A 22,848-nucleotide genomic window follows, 5' to 3' on the forward strand; every position below is an offset into this window, starting at 1 on the left:
AGCAGCTATTTTCAGCGCTAACTGCGTTGAATTTACTTGCAATAGGCCAGCTATTGACGCGTAAATTCGCCTTGTTTTCACTGAAAACCTCTGGCTAGAGAAAATAAAATTAAATATAACTATGATTCAATACGTTAGTAAACCTCTTAACTAGAGTTCAGGTTAAATATTAATTTTGGAACGATCTTTGTATAGTATTTAATAGGTTTATTTTTATAAGTGATAAAGATGCAGTTACTTTTTAGTCATTCAGTTTTGTTATTACCATTAATGACACTCTCTTTATTGATGAGCAGCAATAGCTTAGCAGAAGAAACGGCAGCAGCAGTGCCACTGTATACTGAGACTGAGTTAATTTCGCTAATTAATAAAAACACCCATTTAGCCCGGGTTAAGGCAGATGATTGCCAGTTAGTACAAGATATAGAAGCGCGAGCCAATAAAATGGCATTACCATCGTATCAGTTTTTATATGGCGATATGCTAGCCTATAACGTATGTGTTGATCGCGATGTAGAGTTAGGTGTGTACTATATGCAAAAAGCGGCTGAGCAGGGCTTAGCAGCGGCTTTAGAGCAGTTAGGGCGTTACTACGACATTGGGCGTTTGGTACAACAAGATAAAGCAATGGCAATCACTTATTTGCGTGAAGCGTCATCGCAGGGAAATTTAAAAGCGCAGTTTCGCTTAGTTAAGTTATTTAACCAAGGCTACGGCAGTCCACGCGACTTTGAAGATATGTATCGTTGGTTATTTAATACCAAGGTCGCAGATGCCAATACGCATAAAAAAATTGCGCGTTTATTAGCTCAGTTAGCCGAAAAAATGCCAGCCAGCGTTGTGGCTCGCGCTCGCCTACCTATGTAAGCATATTGATATACCAAAAATACACTAAAAAGGCCTAACTCTTGCGAGTTAGGCCTTTACATTAAAAGCTAACAAACAGTGTTAACTTTCTTCTTTAGCTTTTGCTTGTGAATCTTTTAGTAGTGATATTTTAGCCGGTTGCAAAGCAACAATGCGCTCACCTTCTTGCGGTGGTTTTTCCATATCACTAGTAAAGGGTCTAAGTTTAACTGGCGCATCGTCATCGCCATCTTTATCCCCTTTGAGAATAAACAGTGGAATTGCTTCTGGGTTCATTTCTTGATATTGCTCCCAGCTAAACTCATCAGAAATACGGGTAGCACTTACTTTACCGCCTTTCGCTATCACACTGCTTAAGCGTGCATAAGAGCCATTTTCACCAAATAAAATTTGGCGCGATAAGAAAGTAGCACTGTCTTTATTCGCTTTAGCATGCGATGAAGATGAACGTAGTGAAAACACATTTTTATCATTAAGTAAGTGAGAAAAATACTGTACACCTAGCGCATTGTGATGGCGATTTGGTGACAGTGCCAACACACTACGAATAGTGGTTAAAGGCAAGTAACGCTCAGCATGTTCAGATTGTGGATTACCGTAGTAGCAAGGCAAGCCATCCATACGGGCCATTTTACAGTTTTCCCATGCAGGGTCAGATAAATGCACAGGAATATTTTGATCTTTTAAGCCTCGCGCAATAGCACGCGATACATGGTTTGCACCAATAATTAAAATGGTACTTGGTGATGGTTGACGTACACCAAGCAGTTTAGCTAAAGGGATGGCAGTTAGGCTTTGCAGCACCACGGTAATAATAATAACGGTAAATATGAGCGGCACCATTTTTTCTGCATCAGCAACACCAGCTTCCATCATGCTCAGCGCAAATACAGAACCAACAGCTGCGGCAACAATACCGCGTGGCGCAATCCAAGCGAGTACTAAGCGTGACTTCATTGGTAGGTCAGTACCAAAAGTCGATATTGCAATACACACAGGGCGAGCTATAAATAGCACGATAGCTAAAAATATAAAAACGTCACTATCTAGCATCATTAAATCAGAGAGTTCTAACCTTGCTGCAAGTAAAATAAACAGTGTTGAGATTAAAATCATCGATAGATCTTCTTTAAACTCAAGCACCGAATCAATTTCTAAATCATCTTGGTTTGCAAGCCAAATACCAAATACAGTCACCGCTAATAAACCTGATTCATGGCTTAAGTGATTAGACACTGAAAAACTTATAAGCACTAGGGCTAAAATGCCAAACTTATGCAACTCAAATGGTAGCCACTCTCGGCGCATAAGTTGTGTAGTAAGCCAACCTGCAACAACACCAATTGTTAAGCCTACACCTAAGGTTTTAACTAGCGCGATAATGGTATGGCTAAATATTTGACCTTCGCCAACTAACATCACGGCTTCGAAAACTAATACGGCAAAAAGAGCACCAATAGGGTCTATAACAATGCCTTCCCAGCGTAGTATTCGGTCGATGTCTTGAGTTGGTCGCATAGAGTTTAGCAAAGGGGCAATAACAGTAGGACCCGTTACAACAAGTACAGCGCCGAGCACAGCAGCTACCCGCCAGTTAAGCTCTAATAGCCAATAGGCACTAAAGCTAATAATTATACACGTAGTGAGCATACCAATAGAGCACAGGTTTCTGACTACTTTACTGATGCCTTTTAATTCTCTGAAGTGCAGGGTGAGAGAGCCTTCAAATAAAATAATAGCAACGCTGAGTGACACAACAGGAAAGAGTAAATCGCCTAAAAGCGCGTCAGGATCTAGTACGCCAGTAAATGGCCCTAATAATAGTCCTGTAAGCAATAAAAACAGAATAGCAGGGACTCTAAACGCCCATGCGACCCACTGGGCAAGCACGGAGCAAAGTGCGATACCGGCTATATAAATTGCTGACATAGAATAAGAATTCCTTGTGAATATGATAGATAAAAGTATAACTTATGTTAATTATAATACAGGGGTATACACGGATAAGTTAAATTTTGCTAATAGAATTTTAGCTGTTTATCAGATATTACGGGTTTTAAAGTCTGTTATTTTATCAGTAATTTTAATAAATACCCTACAAAAAGGATTTAACTTTTTGATAATTAATATAAAAACAGTTCGAAAAACAAGCTGCATTTTACTTGGTTTGAATTTTAACCTTGATTTTACCTGCAGTTTTAGCGTATTATGCTTCGTGTTCAAACAATTAGTTGTCTAATTAAGTGGTTATTTTAAAATAATAACTTATTAATATTAGAGTCACATTAAAGCGGTATAATACTGTTTTGTAGTGATTTAAGGGTTTGAGCAGTATAAATATCATTTACCGAACTCTTTGGTATGATTTTGCTAAACAAGTTTATTTAACTATTTAAATAAATAAAGGTTTGAGTTGAATTATTACCTTTCAATATTTAGCCCCCATCGTGGCGGTTAAATCTCGGTCCTTAAGTCATCACCCTATCTGTTGGTGTATCTGACTTAAGAGGCTCTATGTATGTTGTTAATAAAAAAGCCACACACAGCTTTTACAGCGATACATAAACAACACTTTTTAAATTTTTTGTTAGTACTATTCAACACCGTTGAGTTGTTGCTATTTAGTACTTGCGCTTAAATCTATAACAACAGTTTTAGATAGAGCCGCTTTGCGTGTGTAAAAAAGTGTTTTTAAATGATAAACCAAATTCGAAGCTATGTTTTAAACCTAGCTAACTAGTTTTAGCTCATCACATTGTATGAGCGCAAATAAAATGGAAAGTTGAACATTTATGAATAAGTTAAATTGGCGACGTATAGTACTTAAAGTAGGTAGTGCTTTAATTGCACCGGATCAAGATGGCTGCCGTTCACGTTACATATTAACCATTGCACAGTTTATTGTTCGCTGTCGTGCTCGTGGTATTGAAGTTATTTTAGTTTCGTCAGGCTCAGTTGCTGCGGGGGCACATTTGTTCCCATCAGATACAGCACGTTCAGTCGTGATGAAAAAAGCAATGGCTGCCGCAGGTCAAACAGAAATGATAGCAATGTGGGATAGGTTTTTTGACTTTCCATCAGCTCAATTATTATTAACCCACGGTGACTTACGTGATCATGAACGCTATCAAAGTATTCGCGAAACTGTATTTACTTTACTTGAGCACGGCGTGTTACCTATTATTAATGAAAATGATGCAGTAACAACCGATGATCTAAAAGTAGGTGATAACGATAACTTATCTGCTATGGTTGCAGCAGCAGCTGATGCAGACGCACTGCTTATATTTTCAGATGTGGATGGGTTATATGATAAAAACCCTAACTTGCATGACGATGCTATTTTACTGCCTGAAATAAAATCAATTGATGACTCTATTTATGCTATGGCAGGATGTGCAACTAGCGCAGTTGGTACAGGCGGTATGAAAACCAAAATTGAAGCGGCTGAAAAAGCAACCTCACATGGGATTTCAACTTATATTATTAACGGCTTTAAAGAAGAGACATTTACGCGTTTACTTGCAGGTGAAAACCCTGGGACTATTTTCTTACCATACGAAAAACCAATGCAAGATTCTGTACATTGGATGACGCACACTGCAAATGAGCAGGGTGAAGTTGTTGTAGATGGCTCGTTTGATAAGTCACTCGAAGGCGAAACAGGCTGTATTCGTGGCGATGAAATAATGGCCGTGCATGGCGAGTTCGCAATTGGTGACACTATTTTAGTACGCAGTGAAGATGGTACGCGTTTAGCCAAAGCAACCGCAAATTATAGTAGCTGTTTGTTGAGCTTTATTGCTGACAACGAACAGAGTGAATTCAGCGAAAAAATGCAGGACTCAATTGGACCTGTTATATCTGAAAAACATATCGCATTATTGGAGAAGTCATGAGTTTAATTACGGATATTTCACGCCAGGCAGCAAAAGCTGCTCATCAGTTAGCGTTACTCGATACCGAGACAAAAAATAAAGTGCTATTGGACATGGCTGCAGCACTACGTGCAGAAAAAGCATTTATTATTAAAGAAAACGAAAGCGATTTAGCCGCGGCACGCGACAATAACTTAGCAGCAGCAATGGTTGACCGTTTAACGCTTAACGATGAACGTGTTGAAGCAATGGCTGAAGGCATCGAAGTGATAGTAAGCTTAGATGATCCGGTTGGTCAGCTACGCGATATTACCGAGCGTCCAAATGGCATTAAAATTCGTAAAATGCGCGTACCACTAGGCGTAGTTTGTATGATTTACGAAGCGCGCCCAAATGTAACCGCAGATGCGGGTGCATTGTGTTTTAAATCGGGTAATAGCGTTATTTTACGCGGCGGTAAAGAAGCACTAAAAAGCTCACAAGCAATTGCTAGCGTAATGCACAGCGTGCTAGCAAAGCATAATTTACCAGAAGCACTTATTTCGGTAATTCCTGACCCCGATCGTGGCTTATTAATGGAATTAATGCAGCAACGTGACAGCATTGATTTAATTATACCGCGTGGTGGTGAAGGGTTAATAAACTTTGTAACCGAAAACAGCACAATACCAGTGATCCAACACTTTAAAGGTGTATGTCATTTATATGTTGATAAAGACGCCGACCTTGAAGTGGCAATTAACCTACTGCTTAATGGTAAAACGCAACGCACCGGCGTGTGTAATGCTTTAGAAGGCTTAGTTGTACATCAAGATATTGCCGATGAGTTTTTAAACTTGTGTGCGGTAGTGTTACGTCAAGAAGGCGTTAAAATTAATGCCGATAGCCAAGCAGCTACGTATTTTGACAATGCAACAGTACTGGGCGACGATGAATTTGGTGAAGAGTATTTAGATTTAGAAATAGCCATTCGCGTGGTTCCAAGTTTTGCGGCAGCTGTAGAGCACATAGCGCAATTTGGTTCGCACCATACAGAAGTAATTTGTACTAAAAACACTGCTACGGCAGAGTTATTCCAACGTAGTGTTGATGCTTCGGTAGTAACTGTTAACGCTTCATCGCGTTTTTCAGACGGTTCACAACTGGGCTTAGGTGCCGAGATTGGTATTGCAACGTCTAAGCTACATGCCTACGGACCTATGGGCCTTGAGTCACTAACTACTGAAAAGTATTTAGTTAATGGCGACGGTCAGATCCGCGAATAAACTTAGTTTATTTCAGGACAAAACATATTATGAATTTCAAAAGCCGAGCTGCAGCTCGGCTTTTTTGTGCAATAAACTAACTTAGGCTCTACTTCGCTAGCCAGTAAAATTAAAAAGCGTGCAATAGCGTTAGCTATATGGCGTATATTTTGGGGTTTAAATACAGAGTGAAACTTAAGATAAAATAGCGAATAAATTGATGGCTTTGAGACAATACTAAAGAGGGAGTAGGAAAGTGGTGGAGCTAAGCAGGATCGAACTGCTGACCTCCTGCGTGCAAGGCAGGCGCTCTCCCAGCTGAGCTATAGCCCCACATTCCTAAATTTTACATATTACGTAAAAGCTTGATTGCTGATTCTCAAGCGGGACGAACTTTAAGGTTTTTTATAAAATAGGTCAAGTATTTTTTCACTAATTTTACCGTTTAGATGAAATTTTGGTAGACTCAACAACAATATTCAGTAAAAAGACAATTAAAAATGAAAAAGTATGCCTTAGTACTGATGGTTTTGCTTGTTGGCTGTGCTAACTCAAGTGACGAGCAACCTTATGAAATAAATAATAAACAGTTTCATGAAAAACAAGATGAACAAGGAAATAAGCTATTTGCCTACGTAGTATCGGTAAAGGCTAAAAGCCGCCAGAACATTAATTTAGATAAAAAGTTTACCCGCAGTGACTTTGAGCGTTTTGCAGCGCAAGAGCATTTTGAAGAGTCGAGTATTTTAAAATTGCAGTTAGAAGATCAAGCTGTTGAATTGTTAAATAAAGAGCTTGAAACACGCAACTATTGCCCCGCTAAGCATGAAATTAATGAGGTACTGTGGCGTGATTTAAGTGTGCAATTAAGAGGACGTTGTTTGTAGTATGTTAGCTGATAAAACAAAGTTAGCAGCGCTATTAGCGCAGTTAAATATTAATTATGAGGTGATAGAGCACCCACCATTACATGGCAGTTTAGATGCCGATGCCTTTATGGTGGAGCGCCCAGGTACACGACTTAAAAATTTATTTTTACGTGATAATGAAGGTAAGCGGCACTTTTTAGTTATAACCGCCCATGACAAGCAACTTGATTTAAAAGTATTGTCAAAACAACAAGGGTTATCGCGGTTAGGATTTGCCTCAAGCGAGCGTTTAGCGCGCTATTTAAAAGTAGCACCTGGGTGTGTATCTATGCTTAGCCTAATGAACGACAAGCAAAACGAAGTAAGCGTTTGGCTAGATCAAGATATTTGGCAAGGTGAGCTATTTCATTGTCATCCGTTTGAAAACACCCAAACCTGGTTACTTAATAAAGCAGACTTAGAGCAGTTTTTTAACTTTACTGAGCATCAGCCTCGCGTAGTATTTTTACCTTCAAGGTAAGCCCATATAACCAGCATCAAGCCGCATAGGCAAACAGCCAATAAAGCTGCCATAAATGCGGTTTGCCCATGATGCTGGTATATCACCCCTGGTAATAACGACCCAAGTGCACCGCCGCTGTAATAAAACGATACATACCCGCCATTAGTAACACTTGGTGGTGCTTTACTTATTTTATTAACTAAGGGAGCGGCAGTTGAGTGAATCACAAACATAGACCCGCAAAATAATGTAAATGCGGCTAAAAACACTATTAGCTGGTGGCTCATTAACATGACAATGCTAATACTGTAAAACAAAAATATAGCCGTTAATAAATGCCATGCAGAGGGCACTTTTTTAAGTAACCAAGGTGTTGTAATAGACGCTAAAGCGCCGATTAAATAACCACTGTAAACCAAGCCAATGTCGCGAGTATTAGTGATTAAAAAAGTATTTTGCAAAATAAAAGGTAAATAATTAAGTAAAGCGGCAAAGCAAAAAAACATACAAAATACCGCACCATACACTTTTAGCAGCGGCCCTTCACGCAGTTGTTTAATATAGTCTAGTGGTGAAAGTATTGATTTAACGTTATTACTTTTAAAGCGGGTATGGGGAATACTCCACGCAAGCAAAATGAGCATGGTGGCAATAAAATAATAAAAACTTTGCCAGTGCCATATATCGCTAAAAATAGCTGCCAGAACACGCCCAAAATAGCCGCCTACTATGGTGCTGCCAATGTAGATTGTCATATTTTTTTGCAGTGTATCGGCACTAAAACTCATGCCAATATAACTGGTCATGGCTGTTAATGCCGCTGGTAATATTAGGCCTTGTAAAAAGCGTACCAATAACAGCAGCTCAAAGGTGGGGGCGTAAACAAATAATAAACAGCATCCTCCCAATAACAACATAGCAATGCGTAATATAAATAAAGGATTACGTTTAGTTAAAAACAACCCATACACTAAAGGCGCAATAGCCAGTGGTAGCATAGCCGCAGTCATTAAGCTGCCAGCAACGGCGGGGGCAACACCAAACTCAACTGCAAATAGGCCAAGCAGTGGTTGTGGAGCGTAAAGTACAAAAAAAATAAATACAGAGCAAAGCAACAAGTGAGGTAGGCGCATTATTATAGCTTGGCGAGTAACTAATAGTTAAGTGGCAGTATATTAAAAATCCCTTGTGTTTGATAATCTAAAAACGAATACTTTAAGCGACTATTTGGTATGCCCATAAACAGTAATAAGTAATTGTTTACTAAAAGAGTCGCTATCTTTGCGCTAAATCATGGTGTTTTTATCGTCGTTTGTTAGATTAATGATGATAGCGCTGTTATTTGCCGGCATTGGTGATTAAAATAGTCTTAATATTAGTTTTTAGTGGAATAGAGCCATGGGGTCACTTCAAGAGCAATTGCTCCAAGCAGGATTAACAACATCGCATAAAGCTAAAGTTGCTAAATCAGAAAAGCGTAAGCAGCAAAAAAAGCAAAAAAAGGGTGCAACCAGTAACCCTAGCGATTTACAAAAGCATATTCAACAAACAAAACTTGAGCAGCAACAAAAAGCAGAAGAGCTTAACCAGGCACGCCAAGGTAGTTTAAAGCAGCGCGAGCAAAGTGCCCGTGTTAAACAAATTTTAGAACACCATAACCAAGAAGCAATACGTGGTGAGCGTACTTTTAACTTTACTTACGAAAACAAAGTAAAGAGCATTGAAGTAAACGAAAGAACGCAAAAAGCGTTATCGGGTGGTCGCTTAGCTATTTGTGTGCTCGAAGGCCGATTTTACGTATTAGAAGACGAACCGGCACGTAAAGTAGCTGAAGTAGATGAACATTATATTGTTTTTCATGTTGAGCCAGAAAGCAAAGTAAAAGATGAAGACGATCCATACGCCGATTTTGAAATACCAGATGATTTAACGTGGTAAATTTTAGTTAAGTGTAGACTCATTTAATTTTTGCTAAAGTTAACTTAAATGAGCTGTACATGTATTTGTTCTGATTGATCGTCAAATGCTATTAGTTACGTATGCTTTTTATAGTGTTGTTGACTACAATCACCAGAACAGTTTTTTAACCGTCAAAAAAAGAAGAGTAAATACAATGAGCAAAATTAAAACACTTTTATTAGGCGCGGGTATTAGTTTAGCCGCAAGCTTGTCATTTAATGCAGCTGCTGCAGATGGTGCTGCACTTTACACTGCTAAAAACTGCCAAACGTGTCACGGCGCAGAAGGTAAGGCACCTATTATGGGCATGTACCCTAAATTAAATGGTCAAAATAAAGACTATTTAGTTGCACAAATGAAAGACATTAAATCAGGTGCGCGCAGTAATGGTATGTCTATGGCTATGAAAGCTATGGTAGCAACCGTAACAGATGAAGAGTTTGCTGCAATTGCTGATTACCTTGCAAACGTAAAATAATAAACGCAGTTAATTATTTTTATTAAAAAACAGCCACACCTAGTGTGGCTGTTTTATTTCCTGATTGCTATAACCTAAATACTAATTTAGACTTCTAAACATCTATTGCGCAATTGATCTTATGTGTATTTAAAGGCTTATTATGTTTGATTTACCCCAGCTCGATTTAAAAAATAAAGTATCAGCACAAGAATGGCAGCTACGAGTTGATCTAGCAGCCTGTTATAGGTTGGTGGATCATTTTCGTTGGGGCGATTTAATTTACACGCATTTATCGGCGCGGATACCGGGCAGTGATCATTACTTAGTGAACGCCTTTGGTTTAACCTTTGATGAAATCAGCGCTTCTAACTTAGTTAAAGTAGATTTAAGCGGCAATATTATTGACGACACGCCATTTAATATTAATCCAGCTGGCTTTACTATTCATAGCGCAATTCATGAAGTACGCGACGATGCGCATTGTGTGATTCATTTACACACGAAAGAAACCATAGCTGTTGCTACACAAAAAAATGGCTTATTGCCACTAAGTCAGTATTCCATGTTCTCTTTGCCGTCGCTTTCGTATCATGGTTACGAAGGGTTAGCGGTTAACGATGATGAACGAAAACGCTTACAAGATGATTTAGGCAATACTAACCATATGTTGTTAGTTAACCACGGTGGCTTAACAGTGGGGCCAACGGTGGGCGATGCTTTTATGCGCTTTTATGATTTACAGCGCGCCTGTGAAATACAGCTCGCTATTCAAGCCAGTTCGCAGCAGGCTATTAGCGTCCCGCAGCCTATAATCGACAATATTTATAATCAAGCAAATGTAGTGCACAGTGGTAGTACTGGCGGGCAGTTAGCGTGGCCAGCTATGCTGCGCAAAGCGTACCGACTTGATCCTAGTTTTGCAAAATAACCATTTAAAGGTTAATAAGGAATATTCATGAAAGTAAATCGCGTTGAAGTGTTTGATATTCATTGCCCAGATCGTCCTGCTTGGACTCCAGTATTTGTACGTATTCATACTGATGAAGGCATTAGTGGTGTGGGTGAAGCGGGCCTTGCATACGATTTAGGCCACAGCGCTGCTGCCGCTATGATCAAAGAAATGGCCGATGCATTTTTAATTGGCCACGACCCATTTCAAACCGAAAAGCTTTGGTCGCGTATGTTACGTGAAAGCTTTTGGGGTTTAGGTGGTGGGCCTGTTGTATATGCTGCAATGAGTGCGATTGATACTGCTCTGTGGGATATTAAAGGTAAAGCACTGGGTGTACCTGTGTATCAACTACTTGGTGGTAAGGTTAACGATAAATTACGCACTTATGCATCGCAACTACAGTTTGACTGGGATAGCGAGTTTAAAGCATTAGTGCAGCCACAAGAATACGCCGAAGCGGCTTTAAAAGCGGTTGCCGAGGGTTACGATGCAGTCAAAGTAGACCCAATTCAGTACGATAAAGACGGCAATACTTACTACGATCGCACTAATATTATTTCCCGCGCTGAAATGAAGTTGTACCGTGCGCGTATGCAAGCGATTCGTGAAGCGGTAGGCGACGAAGTTGATATTATTTTTGAATGCCATAGCTTACCAGGGGTGACTTCGGCAATTCAATTGGGCGAAATAGCGAAAGAATTCGATTGCATGTTTTTTGAAGAACCCGTTAACTATTTAAACCATTCATTGCATGCCAAAGTGGCTGATAAAGTGGCCGTGCCAATTGCTGGTGGTGAACGCTTGTATAACCGCTGGGGTGTACGCCCATACTTAGAAGATCAAAGTATTAATGTATTGCAACCCGATATTGGTTTATGTGGTGGTTTTACCGAAACGAAAAAAGTGTGTGACTACGCCGATATTTTTGATGTGCGCATTCAAGCGCATGTATGCGGCGGGCCAGTAGCGACTGCAGCTTCACTGCATTTAGAAACAGCCATTCCTAACTTTTTAATTCATGAGCATCATACTTATGCGATTAAAAAATGGAACCGTGAGTTGTGTCTGCAAGATCCTCAACCTAAAAATGGCTTTTTTCAAGTGTCGGAAGAGCCAGGTATTGGTATTGAATTAAACGATGAGATTGTAATGCGCTCGCAGCGTGTAGAAATTAAATAGTTTTAGCATACAGATTAAAAAGCCGCGTAGTGATAGCTCACTACGCGGCTTTTGCTATTTGGCGTTATTGTTATAGCTGATTAATTTTACACTGCACGCCTTTTAACTGCTGCGTTGCTTTGCTATCAATATGGCGAACAAAGCATTGCTTGCCTTTAATCATTAACTCAAACTGGTCGGGCATATTAAGCTGCTTACCCATAATAGGATTACCCATGGAGTCTTTATGGTTGAGTTTATCGAGCGTCACAGTACTGTTAGTAGTAAATACATCATCGGCTAATTGCACTTGTGAGCTATGCAGTAAGCTGGCAATAGCATTAGCTACTGCTATGCTATTAGGTGTTACTAATAGCGCATGCTGCAGCTTAGGAGTTGGCTCAGCGCTTTGTGCTAAGCAGCCGCTGAGTGCGGTTGTTATAAATGCGATTACTGTAAGTCGGCGTACTTTCATGGTTTATCTCATGTTATCGCTAAGAATAGTATTTTGCTCAAGCAAGGTTTGAATTCGCGTATCTTTTACTTCAGGCGAATCAGTTGTAATAGCAGGTGCAAAACCTTGTTTACTGTTTATGGAGCTTGGCGCAGGGCAGCTACCGGTATTTCGATAGTTAAGCGCTGTTTTAAGCAGTGCTTCATTGGCATTACCTAATGGCTGAGAAAAGTCATCGGCAAGCGCACAACCATTTAATAATACGGGTTGAAAAGCGTTATCAATAGTGTTTTTTGGCGCAAAGCCATCAGCATACTCGCCAAAACCTTTATTATTTATACCGCTAAACTGAATGGTAAAATAGGTGGTTGCGCAGTTATCGGTAGGATAAAAGCCATAAGGCTTGCCACAGGTACCAGAGCCTATCTGGATCACTTCAATGTCGGCGCCGCGCAGACCATTAATAATGGCTTCGCTTGCTGAACAGGTGCTGCTAGTCGTGAGAACAAATACGCGGTTTAGGTTTAATGTTGGCAGTGCGCTACCGGGCACAGTTGCAGGGTTATCAGCAAATCCCACAAACTGATTAGTAAACGGCATTGGGCTAAGTGTTTGCCCAGTTACCGGGTTGGTATTTGGATTTTTATCGTTAAAAACAGTACGCTCAAACACTTTTCCTTGGGTGTTCGCGCGGCCCGCAATCATATAGGCTACTTGGCTGGCCATTTGTAAAAAGCCGCCGCCGTTATAGCGTACGTCAATCACTAAGTCTTTAATATTACTTGCTGCAAATTGGTTAAATGCATTGTAGAGCTGATCTTCAGCAATCGCATTATGGCTATTAAACTGAAAATAACCCACATCGCCATCGGCTAAGTCGGTACGCACATTGACTACCGGTTGCGAGGTAATATTTTGCGAGGTGAGTGTTACGGTACGGTTTTGGTTAGTATTTATGTCTTTAAATACAAACTCGGTCGTTTTACCTGTTTGCTCAGGAAACAAACTTGCACTAATAAGAGCAACTTCACTGCTGGAAGTCGTATTTACAAAATCAATGCCATCTACTGCAACAAGTTCAAAGCCACGAGCAAGGTTTTGATTACTCGCAGGTGTATTTGGCTCGGTATAGCTAATAACGGCTTGGCGTGGCGCGCTGCTAGCAAGTATTTTTATATTAAAGCCATAGCCATAGGTTACCCCTGATTGACTTTGGCGCTGCCACTCATCGGTAGGTAAGTTAAAGTGGTAGTTATCTTTTTTAGCGCCTGAATCGGTCAGTTCATTGGTTTTTAAGGTATCAAAATAAGCAACTACGCCGCTTGTAAGCGCTGGATCGGTATCTATTATCTCATCGTACCAAAGGTAGGTTTCGTTACTCCACGAACGCAGCCAGTTTTTTTCATTACTTGCTTGGCATTGTCCTTTAAATTGGCTGGCACTGGCAAATACCCCTGCGCTCCAGCTATTGGCATTGCCATTAGGAGTAAGACCCTCGCTATCGCTGCCGCCGCCACATCCAGATAAAATGCTAAGCAGTGCTAAGGAGGCGAGTGTTGTTGTTTTTTTGTAACGAATTTTAGAGTGCATATAAGAAGCTCTATTTTTAAACGATTAATTTAAATATAGCGGCTTTTATTTAGAGTTGATAGCAGTGTTTAGCGTTTTTATAGCTTAATTGCTGCCAAAGCGCTTGGTTACTACATAAGTTAAAGTGTGCCTGCCATAAGTCGTTATATTGGGTATTGATTTGGCAAACGGGGAAGTTACTCGCAAACATTATTCTTTGTTCGCCAAAGTGTTGCAAAATAATATTAAAGCACTGTGCTTGCTGCCCGCTATTGAGCTTAAGTAACTCAAATCCCGAAAACTTAATTGCAATGTTATGGTACTTGGCGAGTAATTTAATGCCTTGCTGCCACGCTGGCATATTGTGGGGTAAACCTGCGTGATTAAGTATAATTTGTAACTGTGGAAACTGTTTGGCGTATTGAGCAATTTGCTTAACTATAATATGGTTTTCAAGCTCAAACTGGGCTTCAAAATGTAATTTTAACTGCTGTAACGTTTCAAAGTTATTGTAGCAATTACTGCTGAGCAAACGTTTGGCGTCATGACCTTGGGTAATATCTCTAATGCCCGCTAAGCTTGGATGGGAAAGGTTACTGAGCGCATGGCTAAATAGCTGATTGCTTTGATCAATCTGGGCAAAACTAACGGCTTTGTAAGTAATGCCAGCCAAGTGCTTGGTGAGCCAGTTAAGCTCGTTTATAGGTGCGCTGTTATCAAACCCCGCTTCAATATGCACTAAGCCTGCAAGTTTAAAGTCGCAATCTTGCATTAATTGCGCAGCACTGATCGGCTGCTTTATTTTGTCTAAGTTAGGCCATGGCGGCGGGTTAGCGCCTTGTAACCAAGTATATTGCCCCTCAAGTAGATTAAAAAAATGCACATGGGGGTCAATAATAGCACTACTCATTGCGCTGTATAACCACCGTCAATACTTTGCAAGCTACCGGTGATAAAGCTTGCATCATCGCTGACTAAAAAATTCACTAAAGCGGCTACTTCATCAGCTTGGCCTAAACGGTTAAGTGGCTGCAATGCCGCCTCTTCGGCTACTGTTTGTGCTTTATTGGCACCACTGTTTTTACAGTAAGCGTCTATGGCGTTATGAAATAACGGTGTTTCTATAGTGCCAGGGCACACGGCATTAGCCCTAATATTAAAACTCGCGTAATCAAGCGCGGTGGTTTTTGCCATAGAAGCAAGGGCGTGTTTAGTCAGGTTATAAGCAAATGAATTTTGTTTACCTATAATTGCCTGATCTGAGGCTATAAGCACAATAGCACCGTTGTTTTGGGTTTTCATTATTGGTAATACACTTTGCACTGCCGCATACGCGCCTTTTACATTAAGCGCAAATAGTGCATCGAGAGTTTGCTCATCGGTACTCTCTATGTTGGCGCTTAAATGTTTTCCTGCATTAGAAACAAGTACATCAATGCGCTGCGTTTGCCCAACTATGGCATTAATACAACGACGTACAACAGTGACATCGCTTACATCACAATGATGAAACTCACCAAAGTTACTTGGTGTTATATCAAGGTTATGTACTTCATAGCCGCTTGCTAGTAAGCGTTGTACTACCGCTAAACCAATACCTTTGGTGCCGCCGGTAACAATAGCCACTTTTGACATACTTGCTCCTTTATTTGTTATTACTTTTTAATTAGTGAGAGTGACCACATCCGCCTGCTGCATGCACATGGCCATGCGATACTTCTTCGCTGGTGGCTTCACGTACCGACACTACTTCAACATCAAAAGTCAGTGTTTTACCTGCAAATGGATGATTTAAATCACAATCGGCATTAAAACGGCCTACTTTAATAATAGTTACCTGATGACGACCTTGATCCGAGCTTACCATTGCGGTCATGCCTGGTTTCCATACTTTAACTTTGCTTTGTGTTTGTAAATGCTTTAACGGAATGCGTTGTACTAAGTTATCAACACGTTCGCCGTATGACTCGCTTGGCGCTAATGTAACGCTAAATTTTTCGCCAGCGGCTTTGCCTTCCAGCGCATTTTCTAAACCAGGAAGCATGCCTTCGCTGCCATGAATATAAGTAAGAGGCGCTTCGTTAGTGCTGGTTTCTATTTGCTCACCGGCTTCGCTAAGGGTGTAATGAAATTCAACGGCTGAATTTTTACTAATTTGCATGCTTATCTCTTTAAATTTTGACTGTATTAGTTAGAGCGTAATTTTACGCGAAATATGTTTTTTTAGAAACTTAACGTGGCTGATTTAATGTTTTTTGTAGATCTAACAGTAAATCTTTTTTAATAGTTGTTACTTGAGGCTTTTCGGCCTGAGGAATAAATAACACTAATTGAATACCTGGTTTGAGCATACTCGACGCTGACAGTTTATTCCATTTAGCTAGGTCACTGTGCGGCACATTGTAAAGCTGACTAATGCTCCACAAGGTATCGCCTGGTTGCACTTCATAGTCTATTTCGAGTGTTGCAATTACCACTTCTTGATGCTCAAGGTAGGGGCTAATTTTATAATCAACAGTCAATGATTCCGGAAGTGTTTTGGGCTGGCCAACAAGTAATTTTTCACCAATGCCAATTAAGTTGTTTTGTTTATTATTAAGTTGCTTTAAGGCACTTAAAGGCATGCCAAAGCGCCTAGCAATACTGTAAAGCGTATCGTTTTGTTTAACTATGTACTCTCCAGCAAAGTTAGTTTTAAAAAACGAGCTGTTTAATAGTGCCTGCTGCTCAATTGGCAGTAATAACGTATGCGGACCATTGGGTGAACTTTGATTTTTTAAATACCCTTGATTAAGTGCATGTAGCTGCTTAGAGCCTACTCCAGAGAGTTTGGCAATGATTGAAAAATCAAATTGTTGGCCTACATTCATATGGGTGGTCAATGCTTTGTAAGCGAGCTTTGGGCGTTTAAAACCTTGTTGCGGATGTTTAACTAAGTAGCTTAGTGCCAGTAACTTGGGTACATAATCGGCGGTTTCTTGAGGTAATTTTAGCGACCAGTAATCAGTGCTTTTACCGTGCTTTTTATTTTGTTTAATCGCGCGTTTAACTCGCCCTTCACCGCTATTATAAGCGGCGAGAGCGTGCAGCCAATTGCCATCAAAGCGTTTATATAAGTAACTTAAATACGCCAGGGCTGCGTCGGTGGCGGCAAGTACATCTTGGCGGCCGTCATACCATTGATCCGACTTAACCCCAAAATGATGTGCAGTTGCTCCTACCAGTTGCCATACGCCAACGGCTTGCTGCGATGAGTGTGCAGTGGGTCTAAATCCGCTCTCTACAAAAGGCAGTAGGGCTAACTCTATTGGTAGTTGCTGTTGCTCTACTTTTTTTACAATATGGTATAAATACGGAGCAGCTCGTTTGCTCATAACTTGCAGGTAATCGGGTTGCTGCAAATACCAGTTAATACGCTTTTTTAGCGCTTTATTTTGCTCAATAGGAAAATGCAGATTATTAGCGATATACTGCCATAAGTCAGTTGTTTTAGCTGGTGGCTTTATTATTTTATTTTTTGTGTTTTTAGGCGGCGTTATGTGTAAGTTAGTTTTTGTGCTTTGCGGTGTTTTTAATTCACTAGGGGCGCTGTAACTTGGCTTAAAGTGAGTAAATATTTGCGGTGCTTCTATAGGCTCTGGCTTGGTGGTTTCACAGCCAAATAAAAAAACACCTAAACAAGCTAAAACCAAACTGCGCATAACATTCACTTCTATTAAAATCCTTTTACTATTTTAACACAGTCCGTTGTGTTGAGTTATTTTGCGTTTATCGCGCGAATTAATCCTGCTTGTAAAAATAAATTACTCGACTTGGCATTAAGCGACTCTTGCATGTAGGGTTTAATCGCGACATCAGGAAATGACAGCATTAACTGCTCTATTGTTTGCCCACTATTATTAGCTACATGCTCTGTAATGGCGGTTAAAAATGCGTGCGACTGCTGCAGTTGCGACTTATTAGTTAGTTCACCATGACCAGGAATTATAGTTTTTAGCACTGAGTCATTAATATATTGTTGTAGCAGTGCGCGCCAGCTGCTTAGCTCGCCGTGGCCAGGGTAGGGAAGCCAGTCAACAATATCTCCACCAATCAAAGTGCTGCCACTGTTAGTTGTAATGGTTAAATCGCCATTGGTATGTGCTTGGTGGGCGTTTAAAGTAATTTCAAAATTGCCTAAGTCTAATGTTTTATTGGTGTTTATGCTTATTTCAGGTGCATTGAGTTGATATTTTTGCCAGCGGAATAGGCGCTGTTTAGCGCGTTCTAACTTTGTACGCCACTGCGCTTGCTCATTTTCGGGGAGTGTTGCTAAGCGTTGGTAGCTAAGCTCAATGCTTTTTTCGAATCCTTCTAGCTTATCGTTAAATGCTTGCTGATAAAGGGCAAAGTCAGTTTTTACTTGCTGATGGGTAATTAATTGCGCATCGGGGTAAAAGTGCTGCATTACAGCCATCCCCAGCAAATGATCGTCATGGAAATGAGTGGCCACTAAGTAACACAAAGGTGTTGTTAAGTGCTTTTTTAAATCGCTAGCAAGTTGTTCTACTGCAGCAAAGTTGCCGCTGGTATCTACTAACAGTGCGCATTTACTACCTTCAATTAATACTTGGTTTGAGTCGTAAAAACGTAGTTTATGCTGTTGTTTTAAAAATTGAATATTGGGACTTATTTTCTCCCACGTAACATCGGCGTTAGCATTGGCTGCAAAATAAAAAGAGTTAAGCAGTAGTAGGTACTTACTTAATTTAAATAAACGCAGGGCTGACTTCATATAACGCTCTCTATTATGGTTTAAAAGCTGCGTAATAAATAAAAGCGCTCTAGGCGCTTTTATTTATTATGTTTAGAGTCATTTGATAAGTGCTGACTCAACTTATCAATGAGTTGATCTTGGTGTTGCAGATCAACAGCTTTTATAGTCTTTGCTTCTAGCAATTCGTGGCTTAAATTTAAGGCTGCCATAAGTAGGGCATTTTGCTCATTTTTAACAGTAGAGCGTTGTTTCATTTGCTCAACCAAATCATTGAGATTTTTAGCTGCCGCTTTAAGTGCCTCTTCTTGCCCAGGTGGGCAAGCAAATTGCTGCTCTTTACCAAGCAATTCAACAGTGACTCGCTGGTTTTGCAGCTCAGACATTAGCTAGCCTGTTGTGCGCTTTGTAACTTATCAAGCAGGCCAGATAAAGTAGTGCTGGCATCTTTTTGCTTTTCTTCGTTTTCAAGGGCTTCTAATTGCAAAAGCTCGTTGTCGTCAGCGAGTTTACTATTTTGTTCTTTTAAATTAGATACATCAGCTTGTAATTGATTATTACGCTGAATTAATTGGTCGATCAGTTGTTCGAGTTGTTGAAGAGTGTTGTTATTCATAAAGGCGCTCATATAACTGTAATTAAGGTAATGCAAATGTAAAGCAAAGTTTGTTTATTTACCAGCATTTACGCTGGTTTTAGCTGATTTTTATTCTCTGTTAAGGGATAATTCAGTGTATTGGCTTTTTCATTCAGAAATGGTTCATTTTAATGGCCGCTTATCAGGGGATAGGTTGTCAAAGTACAGTGCTTATGGTTCACTGTTTTTATTAAATAGCGTATGGCGAAAATAAATAATGCTTAGTTACAGACACTCATTTCATGCCGGAAACCCTGCCGATGTACTTAAACATTTAGTGTTAGCACAAGTGTTAGGTTACCAAACTTTAAAAGATAAGCCACTGGATTATATAGACACTCATTCGGGTGCGGGCTTTTTCGAATTAGCAGCGGCCGATGCACAAAAAACACAAGAGTATCAAGACGGCATTGAAAAACTGTGGCAACACACTAGCAAACACTCAGCTTTAAATGACTACATTGCACTGATCAAATCGTTTAACCAAACAGCCGGTTTAGAGTTTTATCCGGGTTCGCCAAAAATTGCGGAACACTTTTTACGCCGCCAAGATAAAGGCTGGTTTTTTGAGCTGCACCCACGTGATTTGTTATTACTAGAGGAGAACATGCAAGGGAAGCGTTCGATTCGAGTACGTGGCGAAAATGGTTTTGCTGGTTTGGTTGGCTTATTACCCCCTGCATCGCGCAGAGCCTGCGTGTTAATAGACCCACCTTATGAAGTCAAAGACGATTACGACACTGTTATTACTACGTTGATGCAAGCGTATCAGCGCTTTGCTACAGGCACATACATGATTTGGTATCCTGTTGTTGACCGTAGCCGCATTGACAACATGGAGCAAGACCTAATTGACTCTGGCATGCGTAATATTCAATTATTTGAGCTAGCTACCAAAGCCGATACCGACGTGCATGGCATGACTGCCTCGGGGATGATAGTAATTAATCCACCGTGGAAATTAAAACAGGTTATGGACGAGGTGTTGCCAGAGCTGGTGAGTATATTGAGTGAATCAAGTGGTTTTTATCGCAGCGAGCAGTTAGTCGCAGAGTAACCCACATAGCAAAATGCCCAGTTAAACTGGGCATTTTAATTATTACTGCAGTTATTTTAGTTAAAGTAAACAGCTTTAAAGGTAGCTAGTGGCTCACCTTTTTCATCTTTTAAGCTCAACGATTCGCCATTAACTTGCCACTGCGCAGCTTTACTTAGCATGCTAGACATTGCAGCTTCTTGATCCATGTTTTCATGACACATTTTTTGCGTTGCCGCTATGTGATCAAAAGTCACCGTTTGCTCATTAACTTCATAACCACCGTTAAAGTTATTGCAGCCTAAAAACCCATGCACTTTGCCATCATTACTAAATTGAATGAAAGGTTCTTTTGTTGTAACCGTAACATTATCGCCAGCTAAAGTGATTGCTTTCCAATATGTATTTGCTAAATCAACATCTGGTTTTTGATCTACTTTTGTAACCACAATTTTGTACGGGCTGGTTTGTGCATCTGCTGCGAATGGGTTGTTGTTGCTTGTGCTGGTGTAGAGTAGCTCACCATTATTTTCAATACGTGCACTAACGCTGTAGCTAAGTGCTTTATTAATTTTGTTAGTGTCGTAGGCAAGCTCTACTGTATAAGGAGGACCACCATTTAAATCAATAACCTGCTGGCTAATAACGGTTGCTTTAATATCCATTTTAGATACATCGGCAAGTGTTACTGTTAGCTGTGAATTAGGCGCCAACATGCTGCGATCAAGGTAACTAACTTCAGTTGTTAGCGTTGCTGTTGACTCTGCCTGTGTTGCCTGTGCAGTGTTCTTTGCATCATCACATCCAGATAATACCAATGCGCCACTGGCTAAGAAGCTGATCCCTGCTACCGATTTTAAAATTGAACTTGGCTTACGTTTAAACATCGTTGTTCCTTTAATACTAAATTAGATGATTTTAAATGAAGATAGTGCTTAGTTACTTAATCAAGGCTTAATTGAGGAGTAAAAGTTTGGCTTAGTGATTGTTACAACGCGTAAAAAAGGGCGCTTATGCGCCCTAAATAAATGTTTTTACTTTTTAACAAACTTGGTCAGAATTACAATACGTTGACCATCAACACGCCCTTCAATATGTTCAGGGTTACTGGTTAAGCCAATATTACGTACTGCAGTACCGCGTTTAGCGGTTAGGCTGCTGCCTTTTACATCTAAATCTTTAATTAGCGTTACGGTATCACCGGCTTTAAGTACTACGCCATTGCTATCAAGATGCTTTAGGTCGTCATCTTCAGCAAGTACTTGTTGAGCCCATGCTAATGTATCTTCTTCTAAGTAAATCATGTCTAGGGCGTCTTGTGCCCAGCCATTGTCGGCAGCTAAGCGGCTCAACATACGATAAGCAACTACTTGAACTGCAGGAGTTTGACTCCACATGCTGTCGTTTAAACAATGCCAATGGGTAGGGGTTAGCTCAGCGGTGTCTTCAATTTGATCTTTACATACTTGGCAAGTGTAAATGCATTTATCTGAGTGGGCTTCTTTAACTGGCGGAACTTCGTACACAGATAAAGTATCTGTTGCTGCACATAATTCACATTGGTTATTACTACGTTCTACTAAGGCTTGTTCAATGCTCATATAGGAGGCTCTTATGCTGTTTTTACAAAAATATTATGTGGTTATTATACCTCCATCTGGGCTCTTTGTGTACATTTGCACTAAGGATTAGCGCATATCCATATAAAAAGTATGGTTATATCTTGTTTGTAACTGCAAATTACAATAGTTAAATACAGCAAACTCGGTTTAGCATTGAGCAAGACGCAGCGTTTAAGTTTGCGTATGATAAGCGCATGATGGTTTATTTTTTTGATATGTTATGCGCTTACTTCTCCCTATAGTTAGTATTTTAATTGCTTTAGCTTTATTGCTTCCCGGTGTTACCCAGCCTGTATTATCCCTAGAGGGGAAAATAGATAAGTCTAAATTAGCGCAAACAGGCATTGAGATGATTGCCGATGAAGGCGACCGCAACACTCGAAACATGCTGATGATGGCATCAAGCATGTTTGGGTTAGATAAGCTTGAAGGTGAGATAAGTGCTTATCAAAAAACACGCAGCATTTGGGGAACGGTTAACGAACTGGCTCATAATAAAAATTATTTAGTGGCGGTGTTGGTGGCTTTTTTTTCAATTGTAATACCGACTATTAAGTTACTAATGCAATTAGTCTTTTGCTTATTGCCAGCGAGTAAGTTTAAGCAAAATCTGGGAGTAACTATTTGCGCTTTGAGTAAGTGGAGTATGGTAGATGTGTTTGTTATTGCACTTATTGTTACTTACCTTGCAGGCAATGCCGAGGGTGAAACCGGTGGGCTAATTAAAATGCACGCCGAACTGGGGAATGGCTTTTGGTATTTTACCGGTTATTGCTTATTTGCCATTGCCGCGAGTAGTTTTATTAAACCCGATGCAAAAAATATATAAAGGTTTGTATTAACTATTCAGTTATCATAAACTTCGCTAGAACCTAGAACCTAGAACCT

General features: G+C 40.1%; 24 protein-coding genes and 1 tRNA gene. 11 read left to right on the top strand and 14 right to left on the bottom strand.

The genetic code is table 11. The features are described from left to right. Positions 1–228 precede the first annotated feature (228 nt). Positions 229–867, top strand: a complete 639-nt coding sequence (locus tag H5058_RS16345; RefSeq protein WP_182679050.1) for a tetratricopeptide repeat protein — start codon at positions 229–231, stop codon at positions 865–867. Positions 868–948: 81 nt separating this feature from the next. Here the strand turns inward: H5058_RS16345 and H5058_RS16350 are convergent, their stop codons facing one another. After that, positions 949–2,796, bottom strand: coding sequence for a sodium:proton antiporter (locus H5058_RS16350; protein ID WP_058372400.1), 1,848 nt, complete (start codon positions 2,794–2,796; stop codon positions 949–951). 863 nt (positions 2,797–3,659) lie between these two features. On the opposite strand from H5058_RS16350, the gene proB reads away from it, so the two are divergent. Together proB and H5058_RS16360 are read left to right on the top strand one after the other, a co-directional pair. Further along, positions 3,660–4,766 carry a glutamate 5-kinase gene (proB, locus tag H5058_RS16355; protein WP_011326992.1) on the top strand — a complete coding sequence of 369 codons (1,107 nt, stop codon included), beginning with the start codon at positions 3,660–3,662 and terminating at the stop codon, positions 4,764–4,766. Then, on the top strand, positions 4,763–6,010 hold the full coding sequence (locus H5058_RS16360; protein WP_182679052.1) for a glutamate-5-semialdehyde dehydrogenase: 1,248 nt from the start codon (positions 4,763–4,765) through the stop codon (positions 6,008–6,010). The genes proB and H5058_RS16360 overlap by 4 nt, the downstream gene beginning before the upstream one ends. 236 nt (positions 6,011–6,246) lie before the next feature. Here the strand turns inward: H5058_RS16360 and H5058_RS16365 are convergent. Beyond that, positions 6,247–6,322: transfer RNA gene (locus H5058_RS16365), tRNA-Ala, on the bottom strand. 167 nt (positions 6,323–6,489) lie between these two features. On the opposite strand from H5058_RS16365, the gene H5058_RS16370 reads away from it, so the two are divergent. Further along, positions 6,490–6,876, top strand: coding sequence for a hypothetical protein (locus H5058_RS16370; RefSeq protein ID WP_011326994.1), 387 nt, complete (start codon positions 6,490–6,492; stop codon positions 6,874–6,876). Between the two features lies 1 nt (position 6,877). Continuing rightward, complete coding sequence (locus H5058_RS16375) at positions 6,878–7,378, top strand: prolyl-tRNA synthetase associated domain-containing protein (protein WP_011326995.1); 501 nt, start codon at positions 6,878–6,880, stop codon at positions 7,376–7,378. Here H5058_RS16375 and H5058_RS16380 read toward each other — a convergent pair. Continuing rightward, complete coding sequence (locus H5058_RS16380) at positions 7,345–8,493, bottom strand: MFS transporter (protein WP_089367625.1); 1,149 nt, start codon at positions 8,491–8,493, stop codon at positions 7,345–7,347. The genes H5058_RS16375 and H5058_RS16380 overlap by 34 nt on opposite strands. Before the next feature lie 265 nt (positions 8,494–8,758). Between H5058_RS16380 and H5058_RS16385 the strand changes: the two genes are divergently transcribed. The 4 genes from H5058_RS16385 to H5058_RS16400 all read left to right on the top strand — a co-directional run bounded on the left by H5058_RS16385 (position 8,759) and on the right by H5058_RS16400 (position 11,910). Beyond that, positions 8,759–9,298, top strand: a complete 540-nt coding sequence (locus tag H5058_RS16385) for a DUF2058 domain-containing protein (protein ID WP_011326997.1) — start codon at positions 8,759–8,761, stop codon at positions 9,296–9,298. Between the two features lie 175 nt (positions 9,299–9,473). Further along, the gene (locus H5058_RS16390; protein WP_011326998.1) at positions 9,474–9,797 is read left to right on the top strand and encodes a c-type cytochrome; all 324 of its coding nucleotides are present in this window, start codon (positions 9,474–9,476) and stop codon (positions 9,795–9,797) included. A 142-nt stretch (positions 9,798–9,939) separates the two neighbouring features. Then, a complete protein-coding gene (locus H5058_RS16395) occupies positions 9,940–10,707 on the top strand; it encodes a class II aldolase/adducin family protein (protein ID WP_011326999.1) in 768 nt (255 codons plus the stop codon). A gap of 27 nt (positions 10,708–10,734) precedes the next feature. Next, positions 10,735–11,910 carry a mandelate racemase/muconate lactonizing enzyme family protein gene (locus tag H5058_RS16400; RefSeq protein WP_011327000.1) on the top strand — a complete coding sequence of 392 codons (1,176 nt, stop codon included), beginning with the start codon at positions 10,735–10,737 and terminating at the stop codon, positions 11,908–11,910. A gap of 70 nt (positions 11,911–11,980) precedes the next feature. On the opposite strand, the gene H5058_RS16405 is transcribed toward H5058_RS16400, so the two are convergent. The 9 genes from H5058_RS16405 to H5058_RS16445 form a co-directional block, all read right to left on the bottom strand. After that, entirely contained in the window at positions 11,981–12,364 is a 384-nt protein-coding gene (locus H5058_RS16405; protein ID WP_182679054.1) for a hypothetical protein, read from the bottom strand. 3 nt (positions 12,365–12,367) lie between these two features. After that, entirely contained in the window at positions 12,368–13,933 is a 1,566-nt protein-coding gene (locus tag H5058_RS16410; protein WP_182679056.1) for a S41 family peptidase, read from the bottom strand. A gap of 49 nt (positions 13,934–13,982) precedes the next feature. Then, entirely contained in the window at positions 13,983–14,822 is an 840-nt protein-coding gene (locus H5058_RS16415) for an amidohydrolase (RefSeq protein WP_182679058.1), read from the bottom strand. Next, positions 14,819–15,547, bottom strand: coding sequence for an SDR family NAD(P)-dependent oxidoreductase (locus tag H5058_RS16420; protein WP_182679060.1), 729 nt, complete (start codon positions 15,545–15,547; stop codon positions 14,819–14,821). Before H5058_RS16420 ends, H5058_RS16415 begins: the two co-directional genes overlap by 4 nt. Positions 15,548–15,578: 31 nt before the next feature. Then, complete coding sequence (locus H5058_RS16425; RefSeq protein WP_011327005.1) at positions 15,579–16,073, bottom strand: peptidylprolyl isomerase; 495 nt, start codon at positions 16,071–16,073, stop codon at positions 15,579–15,581. Positions 16,074–16,143: 70 nt separating this feature from the next. Then, positions 16,144–17,613, bottom strand: coding sequence for a transglycosylase SLT domain-containing protein (locus H5058_RS16430; protein WP_182679062.1), 1,470 nt, complete (start codon positions 17,611–17,613; stop codon positions 16,144–16,146). A gap of 56 nt (positions 17,614–17,669) precedes the next feature. Beyond that, positions 17,670–18,686: an MBL fold metallo-hydrolase gene (locus H5058_RS16435; RefSeq protein ID WP_011327007.1), complete on the bottom strand. Its 1,017-nt coding sequence runs from the start codon at positions 18,684–18,686 to the stop codon at positions 17,670–17,672. A gap of 59 nt (positions 18,687–18,745) precedes the next feature. Continuing rightward, the gene (locus H5058_RS16440) at positions 18,746–19,051 is read right to left on the bottom strand and encodes a cell division protein ZapA (protein ID WP_011327008.1); all 306 of its coding nucleotides are present in this window, start codon (positions 19,049–19,051) and stop codon (positions 18,746–18,748) included. Further along, positions 19,051–19,281, bottom strand: a complete 231-nt coding sequence (locus tag H5058_RS16445) for a cell division protein ZapB (protein ID WP_011327009.1) — start codon at positions 19,279–19,281, stop codon at positions 19,051–19,053. Before H5058_RS16445 ends, H5058_RS16440 begins: the two co-directional genes overlap by 1 nt. A gap of 238 nt (positions 19,282–19,519) precedes the next feature. Between H5058_RS16445 and H5058_RS16450 the strand changes: the two genes are divergently transcribed. Next, on the top strand, positions 19,520–20,359 hold the full coding sequence (locus H5058_RS16450; RefSeq protein ID WP_182679064.1) for a 23S rRNA (adenine(2030)-N(6))-methyltransferase RlmJ: 840 nt from the start codon (positions 19,520–19,522) through the stop codon (positions 20,357–20,359). Between the two features lie 56 nt (positions 20,360–20,415). Here H5058_RS16450 and H5058_RS16455 read toward each other — a convergent pair whose 3' ends face one another. Together H5058_RS16455 and H5058_RS16460 are read right to left on the bottom strand one after the other, a co-directional pair. Continuing rightward, entirely contained in the window at positions 20,416–21,225 is an 810-nt protein-coding gene (locus H5058_RS16455) for an META domain-containing protein (RefSeq protein WP_089367632.1), read from the bottom strand. 147 nt (positions 21,226–21,372) lie between these two features. Then, a complete protein-coding gene (locus tag H5058_RS16460) occupies positions 21,373–21,939 on the bottom strand; it encodes an alkylphosphonate utilization protein (protein WP_011327013.1) in 567 nt (188 codons plus the stop codon). A gap of 241 nt (positions 21,940–22,180) precedes the next feature. Between H5058_RS16460 and H5058_RS16465 the strand changes: the two genes are divergently transcribed. Continuing rightward, a complete protein-coding gene (locus tag H5058_RS16465; protein ID WP_182679067.1) occupies positions 22,181–22,789 on the top strand; it encodes a paraquat-inducible protein A in 609 nt (202 codons plus the stop codon). Positions 22,790–22,848 lie beyond the last annotated feature (59 nt).

It is taken from the genome of Pseudoalteromonas sp. SR45-4 (assembly GCF_014163535.1).
Classification (GTDB): Bacteria; Pseudomonadota; Gammaproteobacteria; order Enterobacterales; family Alteromonadaceae; genus Pseudoalteromonas; species Pseudoalteromonas nigrifaciens.

Excerpts from the sequence above, each read along its gene's own strand:
- H5058_RS16400 (WP_011327000.1), top strand. The coding sequence starts at position 10,735 with ATGAAAGTAAATCGCGTTGAAGTGTTTGATATTCATTGCCCAGATCGT.
- H5058_RS16455 (WP_089367632.1), bottom strand. The coding sequence starts at position 21,225 with ATGTTTAAACGTAAGCCAAGTTCAATTTTAAAATCGGTAGCAGGGATC.
- H5058_RS16435 (WP_011327007.1), bottom strand. The coding sequence starts at position 18,686 with ATGAAGTCAGCCCTGCGTTTATTTAAATTAAGTAAGTACCTACTACTG.
- H5058_RS16390 (WP_011326998.1), top strand. The coding sequence starts at position 9,474 with ATGAGCAAAATTAAAACACTTTTATTAGGCGCGGGTATTAGTTTAGCC.
- H5058_RS16450 (WP_182679064.1), top strand. The coding sequence starts at position 19,520 with ATGCTTAGTTACAGACACTCATTTCATGCCGGAAACCCTGCCGATGTA.
- H5058_RS16425 (WP_011327005.1), bottom strand. The coding sequence starts at position 16,073 with ATGCAAATTAGTAAAAATTCAGCCGTTGAATTTCATTACACCCTTAGC.
- H5058_RS16395 (WP_011326999.1), top strand. The coding sequence starts at position 9,940 with ATGTTTGATTTACCCCAGCTCGATTTAAAAAATAAAGTATCAGCACAA.
- H5058_RS16430 (WP_182679062.1), bottom strand. The coding sequence starts at position 17,613 with ATGCGCAGTTTGGTTTTAGCTTGTTTAGGTGTTTTTTTATTTGGCTGT.
- H5058_RS16415 (WP_182679058.1), bottom strand. The coding sequence starts at position 14,822 with ATGAGTAGTGCTATTATTGACCCCCATGTGCATTTTTTTAATCTACTT.
- H5058_RS16370 (WP_011326994.1), top strand. The coding sequence starts at position 6,490 with ATGAAAAAGTATGCCTTAGTACTGATGGTTTTGCTTGTTGGCTGTGCT.
- H5058_RS16410 (WP_182679056.1), bottom strand. The coding sequence starts at position 13,933 with ATGCACTCTAAAATTCGTTACAAAAAAACAACAACACTCGCCTCCTTA.
- H5058_RS16380 (WP_089367625.1), bottom strand. The coding sequence starts at position 8,493 with ATGCGCCTACCTCACTTGTTGCTTTGCTCTGTATTTATTTTTTTTGTA.
- H5058_RS16420 (WP_182679060.1), bottom strand. The coding sequence starts at position 15,547 with ATGTCAAAAGTGGCTATTGTTACCGGCGGCACCAAAGGTATTGGTTTA.
- H5058_RS16375 (WP_011326995.1), top strand. The coding sequence starts at position 6,878 with ATGTTAGCTGATAAAACAAAGTTAGCAGCGCTATTAGCGCAGTTAAAT.
- H5058_RS16360 (WP_182679052.1), top strand. The coding sequence starts at position 4,763 with ATGAGTTTAATTACGGATATTTCACGCCAGGCAGCAAAAGCTGCTCAT.
- H5058_RS16460 (WP_011327013.1), bottom strand. The coding sequence starts at position 21,939 with ATGAGCATTGAACAAGCCTTAGTAGAACGTAGTAATAACCAATGTGAA.
- H5058_RS16465 (WP_182679067.1), top strand. The coding sequence starts at position 22,181 with ATGCGCTTACTTCTCCCTATAGTTAGTATTTTAATTGCTTTAGCTTTA.
- H5058_RS16345 (WP_182679050.1), top strand. The coding sequence starts at position 229 with ATGCAGTTACTTTTTAGTCATTCAGTTTTGTTATTACCATTAATGACA.
- H5058_RS16385 (WP_011326997.1), top strand. The coding sequence starts at position 8,759 with ATGGGGTCACTTCAAGAGCAATTGCTCCAAGCAGGATTAACAACATCG.
- H5058_RS16440 (WP_011327008.1), bottom strand. The coding sequence starts at position 19,051 with ATGTCTGAGCTGCAAAACCAGCGAGTCACTGTTGAATTGCTTGGTAAA.
- H5058_RS16405 (WP_182679054.1), bottom strand. The coding sequence starts at position 12,364 with ATGAAAGTACGCCGACTTACAGTAATCGCATTTATAACAACCGCACTC.
- H5058_RS16445 (WP_011327009.1), bottom strand. The coding sequence starts at position 19,281 with ATGAATAACAACACTCTTCAACAACTCGAACAACTGATCGACCAATTA.
- proB (WP_011326992.1), top strand. The coding sequence starts at position 3,660 with ATGAATAAGTTAAATTGGCGACGTATAGTACTTAAAGTAGGTAGTGCT.
- H5058_RS16350 (WP_058372400.1), bottom strand. The coding sequence starts at position 2,796 with ATGTCAGCAATTTATATAGCCGGTATCGCACTTTGCTCCGTGCTTGCC.